At 72.5% G+C, this 6215-nt stretch carries 4 protein-coding genes; 2 read left to right on the top strand and 2 right to left on the bottom strand.

Going from position 1 to position 6215, the window contains the following annotated elements:
• Positions 1-468: 468 nt before the first annotated feature.
• On the top strand, positions 469-918 hold the full coding sequence (locus tag AB0399_RS08830; RefSeq protein WP_328472479.1) for a PTS glucose transporter subunit IIA: 450 nt from the start codon (positions 469-471) through the stop codon (positions 916-918).
• 4 nt (positions 919-922) lie between these two features.
• The gene (gene ptsP / locus AB0399_RS08825; protein WP_329362239.1) at positions 923-2593 is read left to right on the top strand and encodes a phosphoenolpyruvate--protein phosphotransferase; all 1671 of its coding nucleotides are present in this window, start codon (positions 923-925) and stop codon (positions 2591-2593) included.
• A 140-nt stretch (positions 2594-2733) separates the two neighbouring features.
• On the opposite strand, the gene AB0399_RS08820 is transcribed toward ptsP, so the two are convergent.
• Together AB0399_RS08820 and AB0399_RS08815 are read right to left on the bottom strand one after the other, a co-directional pair.
• Positions 2734-3732 carry a hypothetical protein gene (locus AB0399_RS08820; protein ID WP_366410743.1) on the bottom strand — a complete coding sequence of 333 codons (999 nt, stop codon included), beginning with the start codon at positions 3730-3732 and terminating at the stop codon, positions 2734-2736.
• A gap of 237 nt (positions 3733-3969) precedes the next feature.
• Positions 3970-5994 (bottom strand): acetoacetate--CoA ligase, encoded by a 2025-nt coding sequence (locus AB0399_RS08815; protein WP_329362243.1) that lies wholly within the window; start codon positions 5992-5994, stop codon positions 3970-3972.
• Between the last annotated feature and the right edge of the window lie 221 nt (positions 5995-6215).

The raw sequence follows: 6215 nt of genomic DNA, 5'->3' as shown, positions 1-6215 counted from the left end.
GCGAAAGAGCGGGACAGTCCAGAGGAATAATCCGAACCGTCCACAGCGTCCTCGCTGTGTATTTTTCTTCAAAGGAACCTCATCCCGATCGAAACCGACCGGAACGGGGTATCAACATATCTGGCGTTGACTTTTGGCACGCTGTTGAGTTCTCAAGAAACGGAAGCTGCCATCGGCTGCCCTTCCGGGCCCCTCCGGGCTTTCCCTTCGTTGTGTTCCAACCTTAGCAGAAGCTTTTCGGTCGGAATTACCAACCCCATTTCGGGGACACGCGTTTCCGCGGGTCTCGTCGAGGCGGTTGTGCCAAGGTACTGGACCGGCCTCGCGTGGAGCAAATCGGGGCGGTGGTCCGGGCGTCGGGCACGGGGCAGAATCCGCACTTGGTATGACTTAGGCTGCTGTAACCGTCCCGCTGTCCGGTGACAGGCAGTGACGGCTCCCTGATCACCGCACTGAGGAGTGCTTCATATGACGACCGTTTCGTCGCCTCTGGCCGGTCGGGTCATCGGGCTCGACGCCGTGCCCGACCCCGTGTTCTCCGGAGAGATGGTCGGTCCCGGTACCGCCGTGGACCCCGCGCGCGAGCCCGGTGAGGCGGTGGCTCCGGTGGACGGCGTGATCGTCTCGCTGCACCCGCACGCCTTCGTCGTGGTGGACGACGAGGGGCATGGAGTACTGACGCACCTGGGTATCGACACCGTGCAGCTCAACGGCGAGGGTTTTGAACTGCTCGTCGCCAAGGGGGACACGGTCAGCCGTGGCCAGGCGGTGGTGCGGTGGAACCCCGCGGCAGTCGAGGCCGGCGGCAAGTCGCCGATCTGCCCGGTGATCGCGCTGGAGGCCACGGGCGACGCGCTCGGCGAGATCGTGCGTGACGGTGAGGTCGCCGCCGGCGACACCCTCTTCAACTGGAAGTAGTGCGATGCAGACAACGCTGCGAGGCGTCGGGGTCAGCCACGGTGTGGCGATCGGCGAGGTACGGCACATGGGCACCGCGGTGCTGGAGCCGCCGGCGAAGCAGATCAGGGCCGAGGACGCGTCCCGTGAGCAGGGCCGGGCCCGACAGGCGCTGGAGGCGGTCGCCGCCGATCTGAACGCGCGCGGGCAGCTCGCCGGCGGCGAGGCGCAGGCCGTGCTCGAAGCGCAGGCAATGATGGCGCAGGACCCGGAGTTGATGGCCGACATCGAGCGGCGGGTCGCGGTGGGGAGTACCGCGGAGCGTGCGGCGTACGACGCGTTCGCCTCGTACCGGGCGCTGCTGGCGGGTGCGGGTGAGTACCTGGCCGGGCGGGTGGCGGACCTGGACGACGTGCGGAACCGGATCGTGGCGCGGCTGCTGGGGGTGCCGATGCCTGGGGTGCCGGACAGCGACGAGCCGTACGTGCTGATCGCGCGGGACCTGGCGCCGGCGGACACGGCGTTGCTGGACCCCGCGCTGGTGCTGGGGTTCGTGACGGAAGAGGGCGGGCCGACCAGCCACAGCGCGATTCTGGCCCGGGCGCTGGGGGTGCCGGCGGTGGTGGCGCTGGCGGGTGCGGGTGAGTTGGCGGAGGGCACCGTGGTGGCGGTGGACGGGAGCACCGGTGAGGTGTTCGTGGAGCCGAGCGAGGAGAAGCGGGCCGCGCTGACGGAGGCCGCGGCGGAGCGGAAGGCGGCGCTGGCGGCGTCTTCGGGGCCGGGTGTGACGTCGGACGGTCATCGGGTGCCGCTGCTGGCGAACGTCGGTGGCCCTGGGGACGTGGCGGCCGCCGTGGCGGCGGGTGCCGAAGGGGTGGGTCTGTTCCGTACGGAGTTCCTGTTCCTGGACGATTCCGCCGCGGCGCCCTCGGAGGAGAAGCAGGTCGAGGCGTACCGGCAGGTGCTGGAGGCGTTTCCGGAGGGGCGGGTGGTGGTGCGGGTGCTGGACGCCGGCGCCGACAAGCCGCTGGACTTCCTGACGCCCGCGGACGAGCCGAATCCGGCGCTGGGTGTGCGGGGGTTGCGGTCGCTGCTGGAGCACCCCGAGGTGTTGCGGACGCAGTTGAGGGCGCTGGCGCGTGCGGTGGAGGGGCTTCCGGTGCACCTGGAGGTCATGGCGCCGATGGTCGCGGACCGGCAGGACGCGAAGGCGTTCGCGGACGCGTGCCGTGCGGCCGGGCTGCCGGCGAAGTTCGGGGCGATGGTGGAGATTCCCTCGGCGGCGCTGCGGGCGCGGTCGGTGCTGAAGGAGGTGGAGTTCCTTTCGCTGGGGACGAACGACCTGGCGCAGTACACCTTCGCGGCGGACCGGCAGGTGGGGGCGGTGGCACGGTGGCAGGACCCGTGGCAGCCGGCGCTGCTCGACCTGGTGGCGGCCGCCGCGGAGGCGGCTCGGGCCGAGGGGAAGAGCTGCGGGGTCTGCGGTGAGGCGGCGGCCGATCCGCTGCTGGCGTGTGTGCTGACGGGGTTGGGGGTGACCAGCCTTTCGATGGGGGCGGCGTCGATCCCGTATGTGCGGACGACGTTGGCGAAGCACACGGTGGCGCAGTGCGAGCGGGCCGCTGCGGCGGCGCGGGCGACGGACAGCGCCGATGCGGCAAGGGGGGCCGCGCAAGCGGTCCTGTCGGGCGAGTAGTCGGGCGAGTAGTGCGGGTGGTCCCGGTGGCTCGGATGGTCCGGGCGGCCCGGGGTGCGGGACCGCGCGTCCGGTATCCCGGCGGAAGGTGCCGGGCCTTCCGCCGGTGGGGCCGGTCACGCGGCTGTCCGCTCGGCTCGCTACGGGAGGGGGATGCCGGCGGCGTAGCGGACGCCGGGTTCCGGGGGGATGGGGGTGCCGGTGGCGGGGTCGGTGCAGTAGGCGTCGAAGACGGCTGCTTCGGTGAGGGGTCGGGGGTCGCCCTGGTGGAGTTCCCAGCCGCGGACGGTGTCGCCGTCGTGGTCGAAGGTGCGGATGACGAGTCCGGCGGTGCGGCCGGTGACGGTGGCGGCGGCGATGAGGGTGCACAGGACGAGGGCGTCGGCCTCGGCGAAGTGGGGTTCGCCGTCGGGCGAGGTGTGGGCGTGGAGGGCGGCGGGGAGAGGTGGGCCGTCGTCGGTGGGGAGGCTGCACACGAGGTGGTGGGCGCCGGGGCCGACGGCGTCCAGCAGCCGTAGGAGGGTGTCGGACGCGTCGTCGAAGGCGCAGTGCGCGAGGTCCTGACCGCAGTCGGGGCAGGAGCCGGCGTCCATGAGGAGGTCGGTGGCGCGCTGCCAGACGGCGCGGCGGTCGGCTTCGCGGCCGAGGGAGGCGCGCAGTTCCGTGACGGGCTGGCGGGCGTAGTGGACGGTGGGGCCGGTGGTGGTGGCCTCCGCGACGTAGCGGGTGCGGGTGTCGGGGGTGTCCGGTGGCCGGCGGGTGCTGCGGCAGTAGTCGTCGTAGGCGTCGGGGTCGAAGTGGGTGACGGCGATGTGCGTGCCTTGGGCGTGCAGGCCGCGCAGCAGCCCGTCGAGGTGGTGCAGATACTGTCCGTAGTCGTCGAAGGGGAAGCTCGGGTGGCGGGTCATGGCGGTGAAGTCGTGGTCGTCGAGGAGCAGGGAGACGACGGTGGGGGCTTCCCGGCGCAGGGCTCGGCGCAGGCGGGTGCGTCCCAGTCGGCCGCCGGGGCGGCCGGTGCGGGGTGCGCGGGCGCCGGCGGGTGCCTGCTCGGGGCGGGTGCGGGAGCGGGAACGCGTGCGGGCGTTTTCGCGGGTGGCGGGCTGGTCGGGTCGGCCGGTGTGGTCGGCGGTGGGTGGCATGGGTTCCCCTTGGAGTCGGTGCGGGTCAGCACGGGTCGGTGGAGGTCGGAACCAGTACGGCCCGACCACCACTGCTCACTCACCGTAGTTGCACCCACTGACAACGCGGCTCCGCGCCGGAACCGACGTACCGGAACCGACGGGGGATGTGACGATATGACGATGGGACGACGGCGGCCCGCGGCGCCGATCCTGGTGCCGCGGGCCGTGGCGGGTGATCGCCGGGAGCAGCCAGAGCTACGGGCGGCCGCCGGCGGCGCGTTCGGCGGCGAGCCGCTCGTAGAAGCGCAGCACTTCCAGGTCGTCCACCGAGCCGGGGTTGACCGCCTTGTCGAGCGCGGTGCCCTGGAGGAGCCGTTTGACCGGGACCTCGATGCGCTTGCCGGTGAGGGTGTGCGGCACTCCGGGGACCGCGATGACCTCGTCCGGCACGTGGCGCGGGGAGAGTTGGGCGCGGATCGCGGTGCGGATGCGGTCGCGCAGCCCGTCGTCGAGCGCGGCGCCGGGGGCGAGCCGGACGAACAGCGGCATCCAGTAGCCCCCGTCGGGCTGTTCGACGCCGATGACGAGGGATTCGGCGATCTCCGGGAGGCGTTCGACGACCTCGTAGATGTCGGAGGAGCCCATCCGGACGCCTTGGCGGTTGAGGGTGGAGTCGGAGCGGCCGTGGATGACGACGGTGCCGCGTGAGGTGAGGGTGATCCAGTCTCCGTGCCGCCACACGCCGGGGAACATCTCGAAGTAGCTCTCGCGGTAGCGCGTGTCGCCCGGGTCGTTCCAGAACCGGATCGGCATGGAGGGCATCGGGTTGGTGACCACCAGCTCCCCCACCTCGTCGACCACCGGCCGCCCTTGGGCGTCCCACGCCTGAAGGTCCGTGCCCAGACAGGCTGCTTGGAGTTCGCCGACGTGGACGGGCAGGGTCGGCACGCCGCCGGCGAAGCAACTGCACACGTCGGTACCGCCGCTGACCGAGGCGATCCACAGGTCGGCGGCGACCTCGTCGTGCAGCCAGCGGAACCCGTCGGGGGGCAGCGGGGAACCGGTGGTGGCCACGCAGCCGACCGCCGAGAGGTCGAAGTCGCGTCCGGGGTGCACCTCCGCCTTGCGGCAGGCGATGACGTAGGCGGCCGACGTGCCGAAGACGGTGGTGCCGGTCCGCTCCACGACCCGCCACTGGGCCGCGGTGTCGGGGTAGCCGGGCGCGCCGTCGTAGAGCACGATCGTGGCGCCCGCCAGCAGGCCGGAGACGAGGAAGTTCCACATCATCCAGCCGGTGGAGGTGTACCAGAAGAAGCGGTCGCCGGGGCCGAGGTCGAGGTGCAGGCCGGTCTGCTTGAGGTGTTCGAGCAGGATGCCGCCCTGGGACTGGACGATGGCCTTGGGCAGGCCGGTGGTGCCGGAGGAGTACAGCACCCACAGCGGGTGGTCGAACGGGACCTGCTCGTAGTGGGGTTCGGCCTCGGACGTGGTCGACGCGTCCCAGTGCAGGGCGCCTTCGGGGGCCTCGGTGCCGAGCAGCGGGATGTGGATGGTGGCGCGCACCGTGGGCAGTCCGGCGCGCAGTTCGGCGACGGTGGCGGTGCGGTCGTGGGTCTTGCCGCCGTAGCGGTAGCCGTCGACCGCGAACAGCACGACCGGCTCGACCTGTTGGAAGCGGTCCAGCACGCTGCGGGCGCCGAAGTCGGGGGCGCAGGAGGTCCATACGCCGCCGACCGCCGCGGTGGCCAGGAGCGCGACGACCGCGTGCGCGGTGTTGGGTACGTAGCCGCTGACGCGGTCGCCGGGGGTGACGCCGAGCCGGCGCAGTTCGGCGGCGAGCGAGGCGACCTGGCGGCTCAGTTCGGCCCAGGTGACGGTGGCCGGTTCGTGCCGTTCGTCGACGTGGACGAGGGCGGGTCGGTCGGCCTGGTCGGGGTCGAGGGCGGGGCGCAGGGCGTGTTCGGCGTAGTTGAGCCGGGCGCCGGGGAACCAGCGCGCGCCGGGCATCGCCGGATCGGCGAGGACCGTGTCAGCGGGGGTGGAGAAGCGGACGTCGAACCACTCGGTGACCGCGCGCCAGAACTCCTCGGGCGCGCGCACGGACCAGGCGTGCAGGGCCGCGTAGTCGGCGACGGGGTCGGTGCCCGTGGCGGCGGGGGCGCCGTGCCGCTGGGCGGCCCACTGCTGGAAGCGGGTCAGCCGGGCGCCGGCGATCCGTTCGGGGCTCGGGCTCCACAGCGGCTCGGGGCTGCTGGCGGCGGGCTCGGGCGTGGTGCTCATGGGCGGCTCCCGGACGGTACGCGTCGTTGCGTCGGTGGTTCCCGGACGGGCGTCCGTCGCCCGGGGACTGGGCAGGACGATGCCATGTGATCGTCTTGGACGCCAGGGTGGCCCGGGTGGTGTGGGGCGGGTCGCACCGGACGGTGGCCGGTGGCGGGTGGGTGCCGGGCCGCGGCCGGGCATGATCGTCGAGGTGAACAGCGGCTGAACGAGCGGCGCGG

It is taken from the genome of Streptomyces sp. NPDC088194, from assembly GCF_040702025.1.
Taxonomy (GTDB): domain Bacteria; phylum Actinomycetota; class Actinomycetes; order Streptomycetales; family Streptomycetaceae; genus Actinacidiphila.
The sequence above is the reverse complement of the archived record's forward strand: the minus strand, read 5'-3'. Positions and strand labels throughout refer to the sequence as shown.